The following is a 20968-nucleotide window of genomic DNA, read 5'->3' on the forward strand; positions in this document are numbered from 1 at the left end:
GTCACAGCCAGCCCTGGCGGCGGGCCTCCCGTACGGCCTCCGTGCGGTTGCGGGTGCCGGTCTTGCCGATCGCGGCGGACAGGTAGTTGCGGACGGTGGACTCCGACAGGTGCAGCTTCGCGGCGACGTCGGCGACCGTCGCCCCGTCGGCGGAGGCCCTCAGCACATCGCACTCGCGGGCGGTGAGCGGACTGGGGCCCGCGCTGAGGGCGGCCGCGGCGAGCACCGGGTCGACCACCGTCTCCCCGGCCAGCACCCGGCGGATCGCGGCCGCCAGTTCCTCCACCGGCCCGTCCTTGACCAGGAAGCCCCCGGCCCCGGACTCCATGGCCCGGCGCAGATAGCCGGGCGGGCCGAAGGTGGTCAGGATCAGCACCCGGCAGCCGGGAGCCTGCTCGCGCAGCTCGGCGGCGGCGTCCAGACCGCTCATCCCGGGCAGTTCGATGTCCAGCAGCGCCACGTCGGGGCGGTGGGCCAGCGCGGCGTCCACGACGGCGTCGCCCGCCGAGACCTGGGCGACGACCTCCATGTCGTCCTCCATGCCGAGCAGGAGGGCGAGCGCGCCCCGCATCATCTGCTGGTCCTCCGCGAGCAGGAGGCGGATGGGCTTGGCGGGACGGCGGTCTCCGGGCGTCTCGGTCACGGGCCAAGGGTATTGACTCGCGCCCCGCGGGCGCGGGCGCGCGGACCGGTCACCTCGACGACGAGCCGAGCCGGACGCCGTCCTCCACCGGCTCCCCGCCGTCCACGGGCACTTCGGCGGTCACCGTGAAACCGCCGCGGGGCGAGGGGCCGGCCCGCAGCGAACCGCCCGCCGTCGCGAGGCGTTCGGTCAGTCCCTTCAGACCGGTGCCATCCACCCCGGTCGGGTCCGCGTCCCCGGCCGGCCCGGCGGACGCGTCGTACCCGTCGTCGACGACCGTCAGGCGGGCCCGCCCGGCCGTGCCGGTGACGCTGATCTCGCAGCGGCTCGCGCCGCTGTGCCGTACGGCGTTGGTCACCGCCTCGCGCACCACCCAGCCCAGCAGCGCCTCGGCGCCCGGTGTCAGCGGAGGGCCCGACCGGCGCACCACGGGCTCGATGCCGGCGGCGGTCAGCGCCGAGCGGGCCCGGTCGAGTTCCGTGCCGAGGCCGCCCTCGCGGTAGCCGGTGACCGCCTCGCGGATCTCGGTGAGCGCCTGCCGCCCGACGGACTCGATGTCGGTGATCTGCGTCAGCGCCGCCCCCATGTCGCGGGGCGCCAGCCGCCGGGCCGCCTCCGACTTCACCACGATCACCGACAGCGTGTGGCCGAGCAGGTCGTGCAGGTCCCGGGAGAAGCGCAGCCGCTCCTCCTCCACCGCGCGGCGGGCCAGCTCCTCCCGGGCGGCGCGCAGTTCCCGCACGGCGTCGGACAGGCTGAGGATCACCGCCGTCACCACCGTCGACAGGAACGTGCCGTAACCGATGTTGATCCCGTTCCAGCCCTCGCGCAGCCCGGCGACGACCCCCGCGAACAGGCCAAGACCCACACCGATCCGGCCGAGCAGCGGCCCGCGCAGGGCCGCGCCCGTCGCCAGGCCGAACAGCGGCAGGAACAGCAGCCAGGTACCGCCGTACCCGATGGCCAGAGCGCACGTCACCAGGAACAGCAGCAGCAGCGCGAGGCGGGTGGAGCGAGCCGTACGCGTTCGCTTGTGGAAGGCACGGAACACCACATAGATGTAGAGCGAGTTGAAGGCCAGCAGGCCGAGGCCGCCGATCCACGGGTTCGGGGCCTTGCCCTGGAACAGGTTGGAGAAGGCGCCCATCCCCATCAGCAGCCAGGGCAGCAGGGAGAAGCCGGTGGGCGGCGGCCCCGGGTGCTCGGACTCCTGCCCGCCCCCGTGCCCCGTCCCGTGTTCCACGCGGCAGGAGACCCTGCGTGACCAGTTCATGTTCGCGCTCCCCGATCAGACCTTGCCGGCATGACGGCGGTAGGACAGCACGGCGTACGAACCGAACAGCGACAGCCAGCCCGCCAGTACGAGGATGGCACCCGCCGCCGGAGCGTGGCCCTCCGCGACCGACACTCCGAGTTCGGCGATCCCGTGCGTGGGCGTGTACCCGGACAGGGCGCGCAGCCAGTGCGGGAACAACTCGACGGGGAACCACAGGCCGCCGAGCACCGCGAGCCCCAGGTTGCACACCATGTTGACCACGCCCGTGGTCTGCGCGGTCAGCCCGTAGCCGTTGCCCAGGCCGAGCAGTGTGAACGGGACCGAGCCCAGCCACAGCAGCAGCGCCGCCGACGCCCACTGCCACGCCGCCAGCCGTACGCCGTTGAGCAGGCCGCCCGCCAGCAGCACCGCGCAGATCGCGGGCAGCACGGTCACCGAGGCGGTCAGCGCCCGCCCGGTGACGACCTGGCGCGGGGTCATCGGGGTCACCCTGAGCTGCCGCAGCCAGCCGACCGTACGGTCCTCGGCGACGCCGCCGCCGGTGTTGAGGGCCGAGCCGACCGCGCCGTAGGCGGCCATGCCCACCATGGAGGCGGTCCGCCAGCCCCGGTCGGCGCCGTCGCCGAGGTTGGTGAACAGCAGGTACATCATCACCGGCATCGCGATCCCGCCGATCACGAAGCCCGTGTCGCGCAGGGTGCGGCGCACCTCCAGCCGCAGGTAGTCCAGTACGTCGCGCATCACGCCGCCTCCCCTTCGAACTCCGTGGCCGCCCGCGCGCCCGTCAGGGCCAGGAAGGCGTCGTCCAGCGAGGCCGGTGCGACCTCCAGCCCTCGAACGGCACCCAGCCCGGCCAGGGCGATCACGGTCGCGTCCGGGTCGTCGGTGCGCAGCCGCGCCCGGTCCCCGCGCACCTCCAGCGACCGCACGCCGGGCAGGAGTTCCAGGCCCTCGATGCCCCGCCCGGCCAGGTCGAAGGCGACCAGGCCGCCGCCCGCCGCCCGCCGCAGTTCCTCGCCGGTACCGTCGGCGACGAGCCGGCCGTGGTCCAGGACGAGGATCCCGTCGGCGTGCGCGTCGGCCTCCTCCAGGTAGTGCGTGGAGAACAGCACGGTGCGACCGCCGCGCGCGTAGGCCCCCATCGCGTCCCAGAAGGCGTGGCGCGCCTCCACGTCCAGGGCCGCCGTCGGCTCGTCCAGCACCAGCAGCGCGGGGTCGCCGGCCACCGCGACCGCGAACCGCACCCGCTGTGCCTGGCCACCGGAGAGCCGGTCCACCCGCCGTCCGGCCAGATGGGCGATCCCGGCCAGCTCAAGGGCGCGGGCGACGGGCAGCGGCGCCGGGTAGCGGCCGGCCACGAAGGCCACCAGCTCGCGGACGGTGACCCGGGGCACCGCCCGCGCCTCCTGGAGCATGGCGCCGACCAGACCGGCGCGCACCGCCCGCTCGGGCGGCCCGCCGAACAGCTCGACCATGCCCGCGTCGGGCGGGAGCAGGCCGAGCAGCAGCGAGATCGCCGTCGACTTGCCGGCGCCGTTGAGGCCGAGCAGGGCCACCGTCTCGCCGCGCTCGATGGTCAGGTCGACGCCGTCGACGGCGCGCACGGCGCCGAAGGCCTTGACGGCCCGTGTGAAGGACACGGCACGCCCTGTCCGTGTCATGTCTGCGACGTGTGTCATGCCTACGACGCTACGAACTCCCGTGCCGCGCCCGGCAGATGCGCTTGTACGGACTCCGGCAGGACAAATGTCACGGCCGGCCGGCCCGCTTCGTAATGATCTGACTGTGTGTCAGGTGTCTTCACAGCCGAACAGCGCTGGGCTATACAGGAGGGCGCCAGGAGACTCTGATTCCGGAGACCCATGCCCATCGACGCAGCCCAGGCCCTCGCGGCCGAACCCCGAACCGTTGAGATCTCCTGGAGCCCCAGGGACGTCCTGCTCTACCACCTCGGTATCGGCGCGGGCCTGCCCGCCACCGACCCCGGCGAACTGCGCTACACCCTGGAGACGCGGCTGCACGTCCTGCCGAGCTTCGCCACCGTCGCCGGCGGCGGCTCGCCCGGCGTGATCAGCGGCCTGTCCATGCCCGGCGTCGACGTCGACCTCGCCCGCGTCCTGCACGGCGGCCAGTCGCTGACCGTGCACCGCCCCCTTCCGGTGGCGGGCACCGCCACCGCCACCAGCCGCATCGCCGCCGTCTACGACAAGGGCACGGCGGCCGTCCTGGTCATGCGCACCGAGGTCGCCGACGGCGACGGCCCGCTGTGGACCCATGACGCGGAGATCTTCGTCCGGGGCGAGGGCGGCTGGGGCGGTGAGCGCGGTCCCTCCGCCCGCTCCGCCGCGCCGGCCGGCGAGCCGGACCGCATCGTCGAGCGGACGGTCCGCGAGGACCAGGCCCTGCTCTACCGTCTGAGCGGCGACTGCAACCCGCTGCACGCCGACCCGGAGTTCGCCGCGCGCGCCGGCTTCGAGCGGCCCATCCTGCACGGGCTGTGCACCTACGGCATGACCCTCAAGGCGGTCGTCGACACACTGCTCGGCGGGGACGTGACCCGCGTACGGTCCTGCACCACGCGCTTCGCCGGGGTGGTGTACCCGGGCGAGACCCTGCGCATCCGCATGTGGCGGAGGGAGGGCGGGGTCCGGGTGACGGTGGGCGCCGTCGAACGGGAGGACGCGCCGGTGCTGACCGGCACGATCGTCGACCACAGCTGAGACGAAACGGCCCCGCCGTCAGCTGACGGGCGGGGCCGTTTCGTTCGACGTGCCGTCAGGCCGCCGATTCGTTCTGCTCCGCAGGCCTGCGGTGGCGGCCGCTGGGTGCGGCCTCACCGTCGCCGACCGAAACCGGACCCCGGTGCTTTCCGTGAGCCGCGGACTCTTCGACGTCGGCGGCGGACGGCTGGGTCGTGCTGGCGTCGCTCATCGGAAGAAATTCACCCCGTCAACAATGATCTTTCGTACAGCCGGGCGAGTCTAACCGGCACACCTCGGGTCGAATCCAGCCGGGCACGCCAACCGGCACTACTTCGTTACAAGCCGCCCCAGCGGCGCCTGTTGAAGTGGAACCGGGCGGGGGGCGGGGCGGGGGTCGAGAGAGGGCGGAGGGCCGGATTCCGGTGCGGGGGCGGGCGCGGGCGCGGGGTGCGGTCCGGGTACGGATTCGTCTTCCGGTCCGGGGCCGGGGTGAGGTCCGGCGTGTGGTGGGGCTTCGGGGGCGGGGTGGGGTTCGGTTCCGAGTCCGATGCGGAATCCGGTTCCGAGTGTGGAGTGGGTTCTGGCTCGGGGTGTGAGGTGCTGGTGCGAGGTGGCTTCGCGTGGGGCGGGGAGCCTGCTTTCGGGTCCGACGGGGGGCCGGGCCTCGGGTGTGGCGTGGGGGTTGGGTGCGGGCCTGGCCTCGGGTGTGGCGTGGGGGCCGGAGTCCAGACCGGCCCCGGGTGTGGCGTGGGGTTCGGGTGCGGGGTGCGGTCCGGTTCCGGGTGTGGCGTAGGGCCCGGGCTCGGTTTGTGGTTCGGGTTCGGCGGGCGGTCCGGGTTGGGCTCGTACTCCGGGCACGGAGGGCGGTTCGTGTTCGGCTCGTGGTCCAGCGTCGGCTCGTGGTCCGGATTCGGCTTGTGGTCCGGGCTCGGTTCCGGGGCGTGGTCCGGGTGCCGTGGCCCGGTCCGGCGCGTCGTGCGGAGCGTCGGGCGGGGTGGGGATCGGGATGCGTGCCCCCGTCCCCGCCCCCGCTCCCGCCAGTCCCGGTCGCGGCGCCGACTGCCTCGTCGGTGCCGTCCACCGCGCCACACCGCACGGCACCGCGCTCGTGGCGTAGGGCAGACGCAGTACGCCGTCGTCGGTCCAGAGTCCGGACCCGGCCAGCCACCCCTCGGGCGCCGGGAGATGACGTACCTGCCGCTCGGCGGGCCGCCACACGGCCACCCAGCTGCCGACCGCGCCGTCGCAGCGCAGCGCCACCCCGCACTGCTCGGGGGTGAGCACCTGCCCCGGCTGGATCGCGAACGGCGTCGCCACGCAGTCCGGCAGCCGGAGGCACTCGGGGAAGCGCACCGGCTGTGTGCTGCCCAGCACGCCCCAGCCGAGCCGTTGCTGCCCGGGGGAGGGGGCGTCCGAGCGGATCAGCAGCAGTCCGCTGTCGGGGTCGGCGAGCAGCAGCCGGTCGTCGCTGGCGGCCGCGATCTGGAGCAGCGGCGACGTCTCGCCGCCGCGCTCCAGGTCCACCACGACCGCCTTGGTGCGCCCGCCGGTCTCCCGGTCCAGGGCCAGCATCCGCCCGGCGCGGTCCAGCCAGACCCCGCCCGAGCAGCGGCCCGGCACCTCGGCCAGGTGCTCGGGCCCGAAGTCGCCGCCCACCACCAGCCACACCGCCGAGGACCGCTGGCCCACGGCGAGCGCGTAGGCCCGCTCGCCGCCGGGCGCGGGAGGCAGCAGCCGCAGCCCGGTGCCCTCCGGGCACTCGATGGCGCCGAGCGGCAGCTCGCCGGTGCCCGGTCCGGTCGGATACAGCAGCGAGAAGGTGTGCCGGCCGTCCACCAACCGCCGGATCAGCACCCGGCCGTCGCCCATCGGCAGCACCTCCGTGCCGGGCTCCTCGGGCTGGTTGCCGGGCAGCGGCACCGCGTACGGCTCGGGACCGTCCAGCGTCCAGCGCTCCGGGTACCAGGAGTCGCCGCTGCGTGCGAGCCGGGCGGCGTAGGCACCGTCCTTCGTGATCGTGCAGCCCGCCCGCGGGGTACCGTCGTCCGCGCCGGCCGCCGAAGTCTCGACAATGCAGGCTGTCATCGTTCGGTCACCTCCTGCCAGGACGGTAGTTTTCCTACACACACCGGGCGGACCGGCGGGCGGCTGCTTCACACATACGGGTGGCCGAAAAACGATTCGCCTGTGGAAACCGAGACCGATGTGCTGGACGGCCCCGGTCCGGACGTGGGGCGACGGCACCGGTTCAGCCGCGGCGAACACCCAGGTAGCCTTGCACCCGTGCCCCGTCTGTCTGAAGTCATCGCCGCGCTGGAGAACCTGTGGCCCGCCGAGCGGGCCGAGTCCTGGGACGCGGTCGGCACCGTCGTGGGCGACCCCGAGCAGGAGGTCGGCCGGGTCCTGTTCGCCGTCGACCCGGTCCAGGAGATCGTCGACGAGGCGGTGAAGCTGGGCGCGGACCTGCTGGTCACCCACCACCCGCTCTATCTGCGCGGTACGACGACCGTGGCGGCCTCCACCTTCAAGGGCCGCGTGGTGCACACCCTGATCAAGAACGACATCGCCCTGCACGTGGCCCACACCAACGCGGACACCGCCGACCCGGGCGTCTCCGACGCGCTGGCCGGGGCGCTGGATCTCAGGGTCGTACGCCCCCTGGTGCCGGACGCCACCGACCCGGAGGGCCGCCGGGGCCTGGGCCGGGTCTGCGAACTGGACCACCCGCTGACCCTGCGGGAACTCGCGGCCCGCGCCGCCGAGCGGCTGCCCGCCACCGCACAGGGCATCCGCGTGGCCGGCGACCCGGAGGCGCTCGTCCGCACGGTCGCGGTCAGCGGCGGCTCCGGCGACAGCCTCTTCGACGACGTACGGGCGGCCGGCGTCGACGCCTTCCTCACCGCGGACCTGCGCCACCACCCGGCCTCCGAGTTCATCGCGGACCGCGCCCACAGTCCCCTCGCGCTGCTCGACGCGGCGCACTGGGCCACCGAGTGGCCCTGGTGCGAGTTGGCCGCCGCCCAGCTCGACGAGATCTCCGACCGGAACGGATGGGGCCTGCGGGTCCACGTCTCCAAGACGGTCACCGACCCCTGGACCGCCCACGCGGCGTCCGCCGCCACCCTTGCGACGAGCGCTTCGCGCGCCCCGTCCGCTACTTCCTCTTCTTCCTCTACTAGCTAACGGGAGCCCCCAACTGAACGCCGCGCCCGCCGACCAGATCCGACTCCTCGACGTCCAGGCCCTCGACGTCCGCCTCCAGCAGTTGGCCCACAAGCGGAAGTCGCTGCCCGAGCACGCCGAGATCGAGTCGCTGAACCGGGACCTCACGCAGGTGCGCGACCTCCTGGTGGCCGCGCAGACCGAGGAGAGCGACTGCGCCCGCGAGCAGACCAAGGCCGAGCAGGACGTGGACCAGGTGCGCAAGCGTGCCGTCCGTGACCAGCAGCGCCTCGACTCCGGCGCGATCACCTCGCCCAAGGACCTGTCGAACCTCCAGCACGAGATCGTGTCCCTCGCCAAGCGGCAGGGCGACCTGGAGGACGTCGTCCTGGAGGTCATGGAGCGCCGCGAGTCCGCGCAGGAGCGGGTCACCGAGCTGACCGGCCGCGTCGCCTCCGTCCAGGCGAAGGCCGACGACGCGACCGCGCGCCGGGACGCGGCCTTCGAGGAGATCGACGGCGAGGTGGCGTCCGTGACGAAGGAGCGCGAGGTCATCGCCGGCGCCGTACCCGCGGACCTGCTGAAGCTCTACGACAAGCTGCGCGGGCAGCAGGGCGGCATCGGTGCGGCCAAGCTGTACCAGCGCACCTGCCAGGGCTGCCGGCAGGAGCTCGCCATCACCGAGCTGAGCGAGATCCGCGCCGCCGCCCCCGACACGGTCGTACGCTGCGAGAACTGCCGCCGCATCCTGGTGCGCACCGCCGAGTCCGGTCTGTAGGCCGGTCTTCGGTCGGGTCTGTAGTCGCGTCTTCAGTCGGTTCGGTAAGGAGCGAGCGGCGTGCGGGAGTTCATCGTCGAGGCCGACGGCGGTTCGCGGGGCAATCCGGGGCCCGCGGGCTACGGGGCGGTGGTGCTCGACGCGGTGACGGGGGAGACCCTGGCGGAGCACGCGGAGTACCTGGGCGTGGCCACGAACAACGCGGCCGAGTACCGGGGCCTGCTGGCCGGCCTGCGCGCCGCGCACGCCCTGGACCCCGCGGCAACCGTGCACGTCCGCATGGACTCCAAGCTCGTCGTCGAGCAGATGTCGGGCCGCTGGAAGATCAAGCACCCCGACCTGAAGCCGCTCGCGACGGCGGCGGCCCGGGAGTTCCCGGCCGACCGGGTCACCTACGAGTGGATCCCCCGGGAGCGCAACAAGCACGCCGACCGCCTGGCCAACGAGGCGATGGACGCGGGCGCCCGCGGTGAGCAGTGGTCCGGTCCGTCCCTGGACACGTCGGGCAGCCCGAGCGGTGGCCCGGTCCCCGGCACCGATACCGACGCCTCGTCGGCCTCCGGGGGGCCCGCTTCCGCCGACACCGGCGCGGGCGCCGACGTCCGGGCCGCGCGTGCCGCCGCCGCTGGTGGTGGCGCGGCTTCCGGTGCTGGTGGAGGCCCGGGGCCCGATGGGGCGGTCGCCACGCCCGGCTGGGCGCCCGCCGATCTCGGTGCGCCCGCCACCTTCGTGCTGCTGCGGCACGGGGAGACGCCGCTGACGCCGCAGAAGCGTTTCTCGGGCAGTGGCGGCACCGATCCGTCGCTGTCCGGCGTGGGCCGCGAGCAGGCCGAGAAGGTCGCGGCGGCGCTCGCCCGGCGCGGCACCATCCAGGCCGTCGTGTCCTCGCCGCTCACCCGCACCCGCGAGACCGCCGGTGTCGTCGCCGCCCGCCTCGGACTCGACGTGACCGTGGAGGAAGGGCTGCGCGAGACCGACTTCGGCGCCTGGGAGGGGCTCACCTTCGGCGAGGTGCGCGAGCGCTACCCGGACGACCTGAACGCCTGGCTGGCCTCCCCGGACGCCGAACCCACCGGCGGCGGCGAGAGCTTCGAGGCCACCGCGGTCCGGATCGCCGCCACCCGGGACAAGCTGGTCGCCGCGCACGCGGGCCGTACGGTGCTGCTCGTCACGCACGTCACCCCGATCAAGACGTTCGTCCAACTGGCCCTCGGCGCACCGCCGGAGTCCCTGTTCCGCATGGAGCTGTCGGCGGCGTCCCTGTCGGCGGTGGCGTACTACGCGGACGGCAACGCGAGCGTCCGCCTGTTCAACGACACGTCCCACCTGCGCTGACCGCCACGGCCGCGCCGGCCGACCGCCCGACCCGGGCCCCGTCCTGGGCGGCCACCGCCGACACCGTGGACACCTTCGGCACCATGCCGAGCCCACCACCGCGTCCGGCACCGCATCGGCGGTCGTCCGGGGTGCGTCGAGCGCGGCCGGTGTCCGCGGTGTCGCCTTGATCGCGGGCCGCCCGCCGGCCACCAGCGCCCGTGCTCCGGCGGCGTGGTGTCGGGTGGGTGCCCGCGTCAGTGGATCTCCGTCACCACCACGTCCAGTGCCCACGGACGCCCCGCCCTGCCCGGCGGCTCCGCCTCCACCACGTACCCGAGGTCCCGCAGCGCCTCCACCAGTCCGGCCGGGTTCTTCGGGGCGGCCCCCTCGGTCAGCAGGGCGCGTACGATCCGGCCCTTCGTGGCCTTGTTGAAGTGGCTGACCACGGACCGCTTCTCCACCCCGTCCACGATCTGCGAGTGCAGCACCCGCACGGTCGCCGTCCGGCCCGCGACCTCGCCCTTCGGCTTCCACGCCGCCGCGTACGCCGAGGACCGCAGATCCAGCACCAGCCCGTCACCGGCCGCCTCGGGCAGCGCCGAGGCCATCGGCGTGCGCCAGTACGCGGCCAGCGCGCCAAGACCGGGCAGCTTCACACCCATCGAGCAGCGGTAGGAGGGGATCCGGTCGGTCACCCGTACCGCACCCCACAGGCCGGAGAAGACCAGCAGCGAGCGTGCGGCGCGCCGCTTGGCCGACGGGTCGAGGGAGGCCAGGTCCAGGGCGTCGTAGAGCACACCGGTGTAGATCTCCCCGGCGGGCCGCGTGCCCGCCGCGCGCAGCCCGGCGTTCTTGGCGACCTCGCCGCGCAGGCCCTCGCTCAGCCCGAGCACCTCGCGTGCCTTCTCCTCATCCCCGGTGCACAGCTCGACCAGTTCCGTCAGCACCGTCTCGCGGGCGGCGGCCAGCCCCGGCAGCGACAGCGACTCGGGCCTCAGCGGGGCGCCGCGGCCGGAGGCGGCCTTGCCTTCGGACGGGGGCAGCAGCACAAGCACGGGGGTTGCTCCTTCGGGTAGCGCTCCGCGACAGCGTACGGCGTGCCGCCCGTGCGCCCCCGCCCTACGCTCGCTGTATGCCTCGCCGCCCGCTCCGCGTGACCGGTGCCCCCGAAGGACCCCTGAGGGCCGCCCTCGCCGCACTGCGCACCACGCTCGGCGTGCCCGGAGGCTTCCCGCCCGAGGTGCTCGCCGAGGCGGAGCAGTCCGCGCGGGACCCCGCCCTCCCCCTGCACGACGCCACCGACGTCCCGTTCTTCACCCTCGACCCGCCCGGCTCCGCCGGCCTCGACGGGACCGGCCTCGACCGGGCGACGCACCTGTCCCGCCGCCGGGGCGGCGGCTACCGCGTCCGCTGCGCCGTCGCCGACGTGGCCGCCTTCGTCGCACCGGCGGGCGCCGTGGACGCCGAGACGCACCGGCGGGCGAGCACCCTGTACCTCCCCGACGGCGGAGTCCCGCTGCACCCGGCCGTCCTGGGCCAGGGCGCCGCGAGCCTGCTGCCCGGGCAGACCCGGCCCGCCGTGCTGTGGACGGTCGACCTGGACGCGGAGGGCCGCACGCGGGCCGTCGACGTCCGCCGCGCCCTGGTCCGCAGCCGGGCACAGCTGGACCGTGCCGGAGTGCAGAAGGAGATCGACGCCGGGACCGCCGACGAACCGGTCGCGCTGCTCCGGGACGTGGGGCGGCTGCGGGAGCGGCTGGAGGCCGAGCGCGGCGGCATCTCGCTCGTGGTGCCCGAGTTGGAGGTCGTGGAGCATCCGGCGGACGTGCCCGGAGGCCGCGCGTACGAGCAGGTGTACCGCGCCCCGCTCCCGGCCGACCGCTGGAACGCCCAGCTCTCCCTGCTCACCGGCATGGCCGCCGCCGAACTGATGCTGGCCCACGGCACCGGCGTACTGCGCACCCTGCCGGCCGCCCCCGACGGCGCGGTCGGCCGGCTGCGGCGCGGCGCGCACGCCCTGCGCGTCGACTGGCCGCACCACATGTCGTACGCCGCCCTCCTGCGCACCCTCGACGCGGACCGGCCGCGGCACGCGGCCTTCCTGCGCGAGTGCGCGACCCTGCTGAGCGGCGCCGGCCACACCGTCTTCCGGGACGGCGGGCTCCCGGCGATCACCACGCACGCCGCCGTCGCCGCGCCCTACGCGCACTGCACGGCACCCCTGAGCCGCCTCGCCGACCGGTACGCCACCGAGATCTGCCTGGCCGCCGCGGCCGGCCGGGACGTGCCCGAGTGGGTGCTCGCCGCGCTGGACACGCTGCCGGACCGGATGGCCGAGGGCGCCCGGCGCGCGGCCGCCGTGGAGCGGGAGTGCCTGGACGTGGTGGAGGCCGCGCTGCTGAAGGACCGCGTCGGCGAACTCTTCGACGGCGGTGTGATCGACGTCGACGAGCACCGCCCCACCGCCGGCACCGTCCACGTGGAGTCCCCGGCCGTCGTCGCCCGCGTCGAGGGCGGCACCGCACCGCTGCCGCTGGGCGAACGGCTCCGGCTACGGCTCACCCGAGCCGACCCGTCCGCCCCACCACCGGCGAGGGTGCGCTTCACGCCCGCGTGAGCGCCCGCACGAGCACCCCGGCGTCCTCGGCGTGGAACCGTACGAGCCGCACCCGCCTGCGCCTGCCGAGGAGGGTGACGTGCTCGACCGGCGCGGTCAGTTCGAGGGTGACGGAGGTCTGCGAGCCGACCGGCACGTCCAGCTCGCCCTCGGCCCGCTCGTGCGTCGTGCGCGTCTCGCGGCGCACGGACGCGATCCGGTCCAGCGGAATGCGCAGATCCACGTGGACGGCGTGCCGTATGCGCAGATGGTCCGCGCCCAGCACATGCGGCCGGACCACCGAGGCCGCGTGCAGGGACACGACGAAGACGACGGTGTACACGTCGAGGAACAGCACCACCGCGTGCACGGCCGGCCAGTTCCGCAGCAGCACGGCCATCGCCAGCGTCTCGATCACGCAGACGAACGCCAGCCCGGCCATGACCGGGCCCTGACCGCGGGCGTACCCGAAGGCCTGCCCGCCGCCGGTGCCGTGGGTGCGGCGCGCCAGCCACAGGGCCAGGCCGGCCAGCAGCCGCAGCTCGTGCCGGGCGAGACGGAACGCCGCCCGCACCGCGGCACTCATCGCCGTCCCTCCCAGAGGATCCGCAGGGCCTGCCGGATCGCCTCGGCCTGGGCCGGTGCGAAGTCCGCGTAGAGGGCGCGCAGGAATCCGTGGGCCTCGTCGGGACGCGCCTCCTGCGGCAGCATCTCGCGGGGAACGAACCCGGCGATCGCACGGGCCGCCTCCGCGATCCGCGGATCGTCCGGATCCGTCTCGGCGTCCACGTCGGCCAGCGCGTCCAGCAGCGCGTAGGCCTCCCGCGCCCGTGCGGCCCCGTCCGGCGAGCCGAAGACCGTGCTCACGGCGCCCATCAGCCGCTCCCGGTCCGCCGGTGCCGCGGCCGTCTCCAGCAGCGCGAGGACCTCGCGGTCCTTGGCGGCAGCCGGGGAATCGGGCAGCTCGGCCGCCGTCGCGGCGAACAGGGCGGCCAGCTCGGGGGAGACCGGCCCCTCGGCGGGCACCTCCCCCACGTCGAGCAGGGCGCGCAGCCGGACCCTGCGGTCCCGGATCGCCGCCTCCTGCCGCGCCAGGTCGGCGTCGAGCTCTTCGAGCACCTCGGCCAGGTCCTTCCCGGCGTCGTCGGCGAGTACGTCCCGCACTTCCGCCAGGCCCAGCCCCAACTCGGTCAGCCGCCGTATCCGGGCCAGTGCGACGGCGTGCCGCAGGCCGTAGTGCCGGTAGCCGTTGGCCCGCCGCTCCGGCTCGGGCAGCAGCCCCAGGTGGTGGTAGTGCCGCACGGTCCGCGTCGTGACACCGACGGCCGCGGCGAGTTCTCCGATCCGCATACGACCAGTACAGACGTTGACGTCGCGTGAAGGTCAAGCGCAGGGTGCGGCGGCCGGCCGGGGCCTGACCTGGGCCGGGCCGGTGCCGGGCCGGAAACGGCGCGGTCCGCGCGACCGGTACCATGGTGCCTACGGCAGACGAGCCGGGCGGACGGCCGCGTGGAGCCCCCTGGGGCTTCCCGAGGAACGTCCGGGCTCCACAGGGCAGGGTGGTGGCTAACGGCCACCCGGGGTGACCCGCGGGACAGTGCCACAGAGAACAGACCGCCGGGGATCTCGGTCCTCGGTAAGGGTGAAACGGTGGTGTAAGAGACCACCAGTGCCCAGGGTGACCTGGGCAGCTAGGTAAACCCCACTCGGAGCAAGGTCAAAAGGGGCCGCGGTAAAAGGCGCGCCCTGCGCGGACGTTCGAGGGCTGCCCGCCCGAGTCCGCGGGTGGACCGCACGAGGCCGGCGGCAACGCCGGCCCTAGATGGATGGCCGTCGCCCCGGGTTCCGCGAGGAACCCGGGGAACAGAACCCGGCGTACAGCCCGACTCGTCTGCCGCTCCACTTCCCCGGGGCGTGCCGTCCTGCCGCCGGCCGGGGTTCCCCCTCAGTCGTCACTGTCCCTGCCTGTCGCAGTCGTCGCAGTCGTCGCCGTCCCTGCCAGGTGTCCCAACAGTCTTAGATGTTGGGCGTGTTGGGCTTCGGCTTCCGAGTGGTTGGCTGGAAAGTGGCTGCTGGCGTGCGGAGTTGAGGTTTCAGGGGGCGCTCGTATTTACAATTTTGACACTTCGTCAACCCGTTTGGCAGCCTGCGCCTGTGCGTCAGCCGGGTCGAGGTGGTCTCAACTTCCTTATCACGGCGGGTCGTTCGGCCGATCGGTTCACGACGAACTTGGGTCGTTGGCGGACTGGGCAGCCAGTCAGATTCTCTCGCGCAGCAGTGTGGCTAGCATGAGCCAGTACCCGGTCGGAAGATCGTCGTCCTCTTGGCGACCCCCTTTCCGGCCTGCGGCCGCCGAGTGTCGGCTGCCCCGTTTCTTCTGATCTCATGGACCGAGGGACCGCGGAATGTCAGTGCCTGCACCGCCCATTCAGCAACGGTCGGCGAAGGCGCCGCACACCTCGTCGACCGCGCCCCTGGTCGTGCTGGTGGTGAGCGTCGCGGCCGGCGGTGCGGCCGTCGCCCTGGCGCCGTCCGGCGCCCGCACCTGGGCGCTGACCGTGGCGGTGGTCGCCTGGGTGTGCGTCGCAGCAGTCGTCCTCGTCAGCCATCGGCTCGTCCGCCGGGCCCGGCGCACGGCGGCCGTGCAGGCCTCCGAGACCGGTCGTCTCAAGGCGCAGTCGGCGCAGCTGTCGGCGGAGACCGCGCACCTGGTCAACGTGACGCTGCCCGCCGTGGCCAAGCGGTTGCGGGACGGCACGAGCGCGGCCGACGCGGTGGGCGGCGTGACGCCGCCGTCCGACCCGCAGCTGGGCCGGATCGTGCACACCTTCGCCGACGCCGTCGAGGAGGACGTTCAGCACGCGGCCGCCCTGGACGGCGAGCGCCGACAGGCCCGGCACGAGCTGAACGAGGCGGCAGCGGCGCTGGAGCGGCTCGCGCAGGAGACGCTGCCCGCCGCGGTCGCCCGGCTGCGCGAGGGCCAGTCCGCCGACACGGTGCTCGCCGAACTCGACCTGCCCGAGCTGCTCATGGTCCGCACCCCGACCGAGTCGTTCATCCGTGAACTCGCCCACAGCGAGCGGCGCGCCGCCGCGGCACAGGCCGCCTCCGCCAAGGCGCTCAGCCGCGTCCAGGCCAAGTCCGTCAGCATGCTCGCCGACCTGCGGGAGATGCAGGAACGACACGGCGAGGAGGTCTTCGGCGACCTGCTGAAGCTGGACCACAGCACCTCCCAGCTCGGTCTGATGACCGACCGGCTGGCGCTGCTCATGGGCGGCCGGTCCAGCCGCGCCTGGAACAAGCCGATCGTGATGGAGAGCATCCTGCGCGGCGCCGTCGGCCGTATCGCCGCCTACCAGCGGGTGCGCCTGCACTGCTCCACCACCGCCGCGATCTCCGGCTTCGCCGCCGAGGGCGTCATGCATCTGCTCGCCGAGCTGATGGACAACGCCGCGAACTTCTCCCCGCCCATCGACGAGGTGCACGTCTACGTCGAGGACCGCAGCGCCGGCATGGTCGTCACCATCGAGGACAGCGGTCTGAAGATGGCCGACGCGGCGATGCGCCGCGCCGAGGAGGCGGTGTCCGGTCACATGACCGACCTCGCCTCGCTCCAGGGCACCCGGCTCGGCCTCGCCGTGGTCGGACGGCTCGCGGGCAAGTACGGCATCAGCGTCAACTACCGTCCCTCGTCGCGCGGCGGCACCGGCGTCGTCGTCCTGCTGCCGCCGCAACTGCTCGCCCAGCAGCGCGAGTCGGTGTCGCGTGAGGCGACCGGCCGCCCCGCCGCGGGCACCGCGGCCACGCCCGGCCCCGCCCCGGCCGTGTCGCCCGCTCCGGCCCCGGCGCCCGAGGCCACCTCGCGCCCCGGAGTCCCGGAGCGGCCCGCCGCCCGGCCGGAGCCGCCCGAACAGGGGCAGCCCCGAAGCGCCACCGGCTCCACGCTGAACGGACTGCCCGTCCGCGCCCCCGGCCGCACCATGGCCGAGGCGGAACGGGAGCGCGAGCAGCGCCGGTCGGCGTCCGGGGCGGCGTCCGCAGCGGCGTCCGAGACAGCGGACGGAGCCGGCCCGGAGCAGCGTCCGGCACGCGACGCCGGTTCACGGTTCGGCGCCTTCCACCGCGGGCGCCGGTCCGCGGGCGGCACCGCCGGACCGGATGCCCGGCCCGGGTCCGAGCCGCCGGCCGCCCCGTAGCCGCCCCCCTTCCCGTACGGCGCCCGGGACGTCGGCGCCCACTTCCCGCTCGAATTCCTGAGATTGGAGGAACGGGCCGGTGACCGGTCAACCGGGCACCACCGTCCCATCACCCATCATGCAGACCACCGACAACAGCCTCACCTGGCTCCTCCAGAGCCTCCTGGAGCGCACCCCCGGCACCCGGCACGCTCTCGCCCTGTCCCGCGACGGCCTGAAGCTCTGCTGGACCGAACACCTGACGCTCGACCAGGCCGACCAACTCGCCGCCATCTGCTCCGGCATCCAGGCCCTCGCCCAAGGCGCGTCCATGGAGTTCGGCGACGGCACCGGCGGCGTCCGCCAGTCCATGACCGAGTTCCACGGCGGCCTGCTGTTCATCGTGGAGGCCGGCGAAGGAGCGCATCTGGCCGTACTCGCCGAGGAGGACGCCGACCCCGGCGTGGTGGGCCACCAGATGTCGGAGCTGGTGGAGCAGATCGGCGAGCACCTGCGCGCCGAGCCCCGAGAGCCCGTTCCGGGGAGTGCCGCGTCGTGATGCGCAAGCCCGTGGACACCGGTGACCCCGACCGGCTCTACACGGTCACGGCCGGCCGGAGCCGCGCCGACGAGTCCTTCGACCTGGTCACCCTCATCGTCAGTGAGTGCCGGCCCACCGCGGGAATGCAGTCGGAGCACGCCCGGATCCTGGAGCTGTGCCAACACCCCACGGCCGTCGTCGAGATCGCCGCGGAGCTGAAGCTGCCGATCACGGTGGTGCGGATCCTGCTCGGCGACCTGCTCGACACGGGCCGCATCACCGCCCGCCACCCGCGCGCGGCGCAGTCCGTCGCCTCGCTCCCCGATTCCGCCCTTCTCAAGGAGGTGCTCCATGGGCTCCGCAACCTCTGAGCTGCCCTCCCACCGCACGCCACTGGCCGACGCGGCGGAGACCGGCCTGAAGATCGTCATCGTGGGCGGCTTCGGCGTCGGCAAGACGACCCTGGTCCGCTCGGTGAGCGAGATCCGGCCGCTGAACACCGAGGAGGTGATGACGCAGGCCGGCGTCGGCGTCGACGAGACCAGCGAGGTCGCGACGAAGACGACCACGACGGTGGCGTTCGACTTCGGACGGATCAGCCTCAACGAGCGCATGGTGCTGTACCTGTTCGGCGCGCCGGGCCAGGAGCGCTTCTGGTTCCTGTGGGACAGGCTGTTCTCCGGAACGCTGGGCGCCGTGGTGCTCGTGGACACGCGCCGGATGAACGACTCCTGGTACGCGATCGACCGGCTTGAGCACCACAAGACGCCGTTCGTGGTGGCCGTCAACCGGTTCGACGACGACACCCACCGGTACTCCCTTGACGAGATCCGCCAGGCGCTCGCGCTGCCCGAGCACGTGCCGATGCTCGACTGCGACGCGCGGGTCCGGCAGTCCGGCAAGGACGTGCTGGTCACCCTCGTGGACCACCTGTACGAACTGGCCATGGCCCAGGAGGCGACACCGTGACCGACCCCTCTTCCGCGCGACCGGCGCCGCCGGGCTGCCCCGCCCACCACCCCGACGCGGTGCGCCTGGGGGGCCTCGAGTACCAGCAGACGCCGTCGCAGCTGTACCGCGCGCTGCGCCGCGAGCACGGCGCGGTCGCGCCGGTGCTGCTCGACGGGGACATCCCGGCCTGGCTGGTGCTCGGCTACTCCGAGGTCACCTACGTGACCAGCCACGACGAGCTGTTCGCGCGGGACTCCCGGCGCTGGAACCAGTGGGAGAACATCCCGGCGGACTGGCCGCTGATGCCGTACGTCGGATACCAGCCGTCGGTGCTGTTCACCGAGGGCGACGAGCACCGGCGGCGGGCCGGGGTGATCACGGAGGCGCTGGAGGGCGTCGACCAGTTCGAGCTGGCCCGCAGCTGCCAGCTGATCGCCGACCGACTCATCGCCGACTTCGCGGGCAGCGGCCAGGCGGAGCTGATGACCGGTTACGCGCACGCCCTGCCGATGCGGGCCGTGGTGCAGATGTGCGGGATGCCGACCTCGGGTGAGGACACCCGGCAACTCGTCGAGGACCTGCGGATCTCGCTGGACGCGGCGGAGGGCGACGACCCGGTGGCGGCGTACGGGCGCGTGGGCGAGCGGCTGCGGCAGCTGGTGAAGGACAAGCGGGTCAGCCCCGGTCCGGACGTCACCTCGCGCATGCTGCTGCATCCGGCGGGGCTGTCGGACGAGGAGATCGTCCAGGACTTGATCTCGGTGATCGCCGCGGCGCAGCAGCCGACGGCGAACTGGATCTGCAACACGCTGCGGCTGCTGCTGACGGACGAGCGGTTCGCCGTGAACGTGTCGGGCGGCCGGCTCAGTGTGGGCGAGGCGCTCAACGAGGCGCTGTGGCTGGACACTCCGACGCAGAACTTCATCGGGCGCTGGGCCGTACGGGACACCCAGCTGGGCGGGCGGCAGATCCGGGCGGGCGACTGCCTGGTGCTGGGACTGGCCGCGGCCAACACCGATCCGCAGATCTGGCCCGATTCGCAGGTGGGCGTGGAGAACGCCGCGCATCTGTCGTTCAGCAACGGCGAGCACCGCTGCCCCTATCCGGCACCGCTGCTGGCGGACGTGATGGCGCGGACGGCGGTCGAGACGCTGCTGGAGCGGCTGCCCGACCTGGTGCTGTCGGTGGAGCCCGAGGAGCTGGCCTGGCGCCCGTCGATCTGGATGCGGGGGCTGACGGCGCTGCCGGTGCAGTTCACGCCGGTGGTGCAGTAGGCGGGCGCCTGCTGGTGCCGTGGAGCGGGCGTCCGGCAGCGGAGTGGACGGGCGCCTGGTGACACGGCAGTGCGGGCCACCGGGTGGTGCGGCAGCGCGGGCAGGCACATGGGCCCCTGGCAGGGGCCCATCACCTCGGCGGTGGTGCCGGTCGGACGGTCAGGCGGTCACGGGCGTGAACCGTACCGGCAGGCGCTGCGGGCCACGGGTGAAGACGCCCTCCTCCACCGGGTCGAAGCCGTCGGCGAGGCGCATGTCGGGCATGGCGTCCAGCAGCTGGCTGACGCCGATCTCGACCTCCGCCTTGGCGAGCAGCGCGCCCACGCAGAAGTGCCGGCCGAGCGCGAACGCGAGGTGGTCGGCGGCGGCGGAGAAGGCGGTCGTGGTGGTGAGGTCGTCGCGGAAGATGTCGAAACGGTCCGGGTCGCGGTAGCGGCTCTCGTCGCGGTTGGCGGCGCCTATCAGGCAGGTGACGGTGACGCCCGGGGGTATGGTCCCGCCGCTGAGCTTCACCTCGGTCGCGGACTGCCGCATGATCATGTGGACGGGCGGGGTGTAGCGCAGGGTCTCGGCGAAGGCCCGCGGGACCAGGTCGCGGTCCGCGCGGACGGCGGCGAGCTGGTCGGGGTGGAGCAGCAGGTTCGCGAAGATGCTGGCGATCGCCTTGTCGGTGGTCTCGCCGCCGGCGGCGAGCAGCAGGCTGCAGAACGCCTTGATGTCCTCGTCGCTCATCCGCACGCCGTCGACCTCGGCGGCGCACAGCGTGGACAGCAGGTCGTCGCCCAGGTTCTCGCGGCGTTCGCGGATGATCGGCAGCATGTACTCGGCGAACTCGACGCGGGTCCGCTCGCCCGCCGCGGCGACCTCGGGGTCGCCCGAGAGGTTGCCGAGGAAGGCGATGACGGTCGTGTACCAACGGTGGAAGCGCGCGTGGTCGGCCTTGTCGAGGCCCAGCATGTCGGCGATCACGTTGACCGGGAAGCGGGTGGCGTAGTCGTTGACCAGGTCGGCGGAGCCGGAGTTCCGGAAGGCGTCGATCAGTTCGCGCGAGTTGCGCTCGATGACGGGCAGGAACTTCTCCTGGAGGTCGGCGCCGCGGAAGGCGGGCGCGACGAGGGCGCGGCGCACGGCGTGCTCACGGCCGCTGAGCTGGAGGATCGTCTTGCCGTGCACGGGCTCGATCTGCCAGTCGTAGTTGTCGGTGGTGAACTCGCCGTTCTTGTCCTTGAAGACGCGCTCGACGTCCTCGTAGCGCGAGATGATGTAACTCTGCGTGGGCTCGTGCCAGATGAGGGGCGCGGTGTCGCGCATCAGACGGTACGCCGGGTAGGGGTCAGCGGCGAACTCGGGCGAGAGGATGTCGGGCACCTGCTGCGCGGTGGACATGGGGCTCCCTCAAGGTCAGTGACTGGCTTACGGCACAAGGTAATTGATCAAACGTCAACCAAGACAGCCCCCACTCCCTCACCAGCCGCCCCACAAGCACCCGTTGGCCGAAACCATGCCCTGAACGTGGCCAAGGTGACCAGGTCATCGTTTCAGCCCAGGCCCGG

The 20968-nt window shown here is 73.5% G+C and carries 18 protein-coding genes, 1 other RNA gene and 1 pseudogene; 11 read left to right on the forward strand and 9 right to left on the reverse strand.

The features are described 5' to 3' along the window. Position 1: 1 nt before the first annotated feature. The 4 genes from ABZ818_RS01545 to ABZ818_RS01560 are packed head-to-tail and all read right to left on the reverse strand — an operon-like array spanning position 2 to position 3598. Positions 2–643, reverse strand: a complete 642-nt coding sequence (locus tag ABZ818_RS01545) for a response regulator transcription factor (protein WP_361409044.1) — start codon at positions 641–643, stop codon at positions 2–4. Positions 644–692: 49 nt separating this feature from the next. Continuing rightward, positions 693–1916 carry a sensor histidine kinase gene (locus tag ABZ818_RS01550; RefSeq protein WP_361409047.1) on the reverse strand — a complete coding sequence of 408 codons (1224 nt, stop codon included), beginning with the start codon at positions 1914–1916 and terminating at the stop codon, positions 693–695. Positions 1917–1931: 15 nt separating this feature from the next. Next, positions 1932–2660, reverse strand: coding sequence for an ABC transporter permease (locus ABZ818_RS01555; protein WP_361409050.1), 729 nt, complete (start codon positions 2658–2660; stop codon positions 1932–1934). After that, positions 2660–3598 carry an ABC transporter ATP-binding protein gene (locus ABZ818_RS01560; RefSeq protein WP_361409053.1) on the reverse strand — a complete coding sequence of 313 codons (939 nt, stop codon included), beginning with the start codon at positions 3596–3598 and terminating at the stop codon, positions 2660–2662. Before ABZ818_RS01560 ends, ABZ818_RS01555 begins: the two co-directional genes overlap by 1 nt. Before the next feature lie 183 nt (positions 3599–3781). Between ABZ818_RS01560 and ABZ818_RS01565 the strand changes: the two genes are divergently transcribed. Further along, positions 3782–4639, forward strand: a complete 858-nt coding sequence (locus tag ABZ818_RS01565) for a MaoC/PaaZ C-terminal domain-containing protein (protein ID WP_361409056.1) — start codon at positions 3782–3784, stop codon at positions 4637–4639. Positions 4640–5689: 1050 nt separating this feature from the next. Here the strand turns inward: ABZ818_RS01565 and ABZ818_RS01570 are convergent. Further along, a pseudogene (locus ABZ818_RS01570) lies at positions 5690–6706 on the reverse strand (hypothetical protein); the annotation flags it as partial. Between the two features lie 198 nt (positions 6707–6904). Here ABZ818_RS01570 and ABZ818_RS01575 point away from each other — a divergent pair. From ABZ818_RS01575 to ABZ818_RS01585, 3 genes are read left to right on the forward strand one after another with little or no spacing between them, the layout of a single operon-like run. Next, positions 6905–7804: a Nif3-like dinuclear metal center hexameric protein gene (locus ABZ818_RS01575; RefSeq protein ID WP_361409059.1), complete on the forward strand. Its 900-nt coding sequence runs from the start codon at positions 6905–6907 to the stop codon at positions 7802–7804. A gap of 13 nt (positions 7805–7817) precedes the next feature. Continuing rightward, positions 7818–8561: a C4-type zinc ribbon domain-containing protein gene (locus ABZ818_RS01580; RefSeq protein ID WP_361409593.1), complete on the forward strand. Its 744-nt coding sequence runs from the start codon at positions 7818–7820 to the stop codon at positions 8559–8561. A gap of 60 nt (positions 8562–8621) precedes the next feature. Further along, positions 8622–9896 (forward strand): bifunctional RNase H/acid phosphatase, encoded by a 1275-nt coding sequence (locus tag ABZ818_RS01585; RefSeq protein ID WP_361409062.1) that lies wholly within the window; start codon positions 8622–8624, stop codon positions 9894–9896. Positions 9897–10132: 236 nt separating this feature from the next. Here ABZ818_RS01585 and yaaA read toward each other — a convergent pair whose 3' ends face one another. Next, complete coding sequence (gene yaaA, locus ABZ818_RS01590) at positions 10133–10933, reverse strand: peroxide stress protein YaaA (protein WP_361409065.1); 801 nt, start codon at positions 10931–10933, stop codon at positions 10133–10135. Between the two features lie 77 nt (positions 10934–11010). Between yaaA and ABZ818_RS01595 the strand changes: the two genes are divergently transcribed. Further along, positions 11011–12495, forward strand: coding sequence for an RNB domain-containing ribonuclease (locus tag ABZ818_RS01595; RefSeq protein ID WP_361409068.1), 1485 nt, complete (start codon positions 11011–11013; stop codon positions 12493–12495). Here the strand turns inward: ABZ818_RS01595 and ABZ818_RS01600 are convergent. Beyond that, a complete protein-coding gene (locus tag ABZ818_RS01600) occupies positions 12482–13060 on the reverse strand; it encodes a hypothetical protein (RefSeq protein WP_361409071.1) in 579 nt (192 codons plus the stop codon). The two genes, ABZ818_RS01595 and ABZ818_RS01600, sit on opposite strands and share 14 nt — an antisense overlap. Then, positions 13057–13824: a MerR family transcriptional regulator gene (locus ABZ818_RS01605; protein ID WP_361409074.1), complete on the reverse strand. Its 768-nt coding sequence runs from the start codon at positions 13822–13824 to the stop codon at positions 13057–13059. The genes ABZ818_RS01600 and ABZ818_RS01605 overlap by 4 nt, the downstream gene beginning before the upstream one ends. Before the next feature lie 139 nt (positions 13825–13963). On the opposite strand from ABZ818_RS01605, the gene rnpB reads away from it, so the two are divergent. The 6 genes from rnpB to ABZ818_RS01635 all read left to right on the forward strand — a co-directional run bounded on the left by rnpB (position 13964) and on the right by ABZ818_RS01635 (position 19415). Continuing rightward, an RNA gene (gene rnpB / locus ABZ818_RS01610) (RNase P RNA component class A) lies at positions 13964–14368 on the forward strand. 511 nt (positions 14369–14879) lie between these two features. Further along, the gene (locus tag ABZ818_RS01615) at positions 14880–16670 is read left to right on the forward strand and encodes an ATP-binding protein (RefSeq protein ID WP_361409077.1); all 1791 of its coding nucleotides are present in this window, start codon (positions 14880–14882) and stop codon (positions 16668–16670) included. A 118-nt stretch (positions 16671–16788) separates the two neighbouring features. Then, positions 16789–17208, forward strand: a complete 420-nt coding sequence (locus ABZ818_RS01620) for a roadblock/LC7 domain-containing protein (RefSeq protein ID WP_361409080.1) — start codon at positions 16789–16791, stop codon at positions 17206–17208. Beyond that, a complete protein-coding gene (locus ABZ818_RS01625) occupies positions 17205–17561 on the forward strand; it encodes a DUF742 domain-containing protein (RefSeq protein ID WP_361409083.1) in 357 nt (118 codons plus the stop codon). Before ABZ818_RS01620 ends, ABZ818_RS01625 begins: the two co-directional genes overlap by 4 nt. After that, complete coding sequence (locus ABZ818_RS01630; RefSeq protein ID WP_361409086.1) at positions 17542–18159, forward strand: ATP/GTP-binding protein; 618 nt, start codon at positions 17542–17544, stop codon at positions 18157–18159. The genes ABZ818_RS01625 and ABZ818_RS01630 overlap by 20 nt, the downstream gene beginning before the upstream one ends. Further along, positions 18156–19415 carry a cytochrome P450 gene (locus tag ABZ818_RS01635; RefSeq protein WP_361409089.1) on the forward strand — a complete coding sequence of 420 codons (1260 nt, stop codon included), beginning with the start codon at positions 18156–18158 and terminating at the stop codon, positions 19413–19415. Before ABZ818_RS01630 ends, ABZ818_RS01635 begins: the two co-directional genes overlap by 4 nt. A 159-nt stretch (positions 19416–19574) precedes the next feature. Here ABZ818_RS01635 and ABZ818_RS01640 read toward each other — a convergent pair whose 3' ends face one another. Further along, on the reverse strand, positions 19575–20801 hold the full coding sequence (locus ABZ818_RS01640; RefSeq protein ID WP_361409092.1) for a cytochrome P450: 1227 nt from the start codon (positions 20799–20801) through the stop codon (positions 19575–19577). Positions 20802–20968: the final 167 nt, after the last annotated feature.

Source organism: Streptomyces sp. NPDC047453, assembly GCF_040643155.1.
In the GTDB taxonomy this organism is placed as follows: domain Bacteria; phylum Actinomycetota; class Actinomycetes; order Streptomycetales; family Streptomycetaceae; genus Streptomyces.

What these genes read in the sequence shown, in the direction of transcription:
- ABZ818_RS01615 (WP_361409077.1), top strand. Translation starts at nt 14,880, where the DNA reads ATGTCAGTGCCTGCACCGCCCATTCAGCAACGGTCGGCGAAGGCGCCG.
- ABZ818_RS01550 (WP_361409047.1), bottom strand. Translation starts at nt 1,916, where the DNA reads ATGAACTGGTCACGCAGGGTCTCCTGCCGCGTGGAACACGGGACGGGG.
- ABZ818_RS01620 (WP_361409080.1), top strand. Translation starts at nt 16,789, where the DNA reads ATGCAGACCACCGACAACAGCCTCACCTGGCTCCTCCAGAGCCTCCTG.
- ABZ818_RS01600 (WP_361409071.1), bottom strand. Translation starts at nt 13,060, where the DNA reads ATGAGTGCCGCGGTGCGGGCGGCGTTCCGTCTCGCCCGGCACGAGCTG.
- ABZ818_RS01555 (WP_361409050.1), bottom strand. Translation starts at nt 2,660, where the DNA reads ATGCGCGACGTACTGGACTACCTGCGGCTGGAGGTGCGCCGCACCCTG.
- ABZ818_RS01630 (WP_361409086.1), top strand. Translation starts at nt 17,542, where the DNA reads ATGGGCTCCGCAACCTCTGAGCTGCCCTCCCACCGCACGCCACTGGCC.
- ABZ818_RS01605 (WP_361409074.1), bottom strand. Translation starts at nt 13,824, where the DNA reads ATGCGGATCGGAGAACTCGCCGCGGCCGTCGGTGTCACGACGCGGACC.
- ABZ818_RS01595 (WP_361409068.1), top strand. Translation starts at nt 11,011, where the DNA reads ATGCCTCGCCGCCCGCTCCGCGTGACCGGTGCCCCCGAAGGACCCCTG.
- ABZ818_RS01560 (WP_361409053.1), bottom strand. Translation starts at nt 3,598, where the DNA reads ATGACACACGTCGCAGACATGACACGGACAGGGCGTGCCGTGTCCTTC.
- ABZ818_RS01640 (WP_361409092.1), bottom strand. Translation starts at nt 20,801, where the DNA reads ATGTCCACCGCGCAGCAGGTGCCCGACATCCTCTCGCCCGAGTTCGCC.
- ABZ818_RS01565 (WP_361409056.1), top strand. Translation starts at nt 3,782, where the DNA reads ATGCCCATCGACGCAGCCCAGGCCCTCGCGGCCGAACCCCGAACCGTT.